The organism is Lonepinella sp. BR2474 (genome assembly GCF_051851555.1).
GTDB lineage: Bacteria > Pseudomonadota > Gammaproteobacteria > Enterobacterales > Pasteurellaceae > Lonepinella.
Genome location: NZ_JBPDVH010000021.1, coordinates 1 through 492, shown reverse-complemented (window position 1 = coordinate 492; position 492 = coordinate 1). Strand labels below are relative to the sequence as shown.

1 tRNA gene and 1 rRNA gene are annotated in these 492 nt (G+C 39.4%); both read left to right on the top strand.

Going from position 1 to position 492, the window contains the following annotated elements:
* Positions 1-83 (top strand): 16S ribosomal RNA (locus ACTG7Q_RS10860); the annotation flags it as partial.
* 160 nt (positions 84-243) lie between these two features.
* Positions 244-319: transfer RNA gene (locus ACTG7Q_RS10855), tRNA-Glu, on the top strand.
* The last annotated feature ends 173 nt before the right edge of the window (positions 320-492 follow it).

Sequence of the window (492 nt, the reverse complement as noted above, 5' to 3'; positions counted from 1 at the left end):
CGTTTACCACGGTATGATTCATGACTGGGGTGAAGTCGTAACAAGGTAACCGTAGGGGAACCTGCGGTTGGATCACCTCCTTACCAAAAACGAGCGACAATAAGTGTCCACACAGATTGACTGATAGAAAGTAGAAAAGAAAGAAAAAAAGACCGCACTTTAAACTATTGCTTACTAGGTCGAGCAAGATAAACGAATGAAATGAAAAAGAAGTGCGAAGACAACAAATTATCTTTACCTGTTGTCCCCATCGTCTAGAGGCCTAGGACATCGCCCTTTCACGGCGGTAACCGGGGTTCGAATCCCCGTGGGGACGCCAATTAAAGATGATTTATTTATCTTACTGTTCTTTAAAAATTTGGAAACAAGCTGAAAACTGAGAGATTTTCGAGTTAATTTGTATAAAAATAAATTAACACAAGAAAGTCTGAGTAGAAGAAAAATCTTGACTGAACAAAAGCAGTCAAGTGTTTAGTTGAACAGCAACATCAT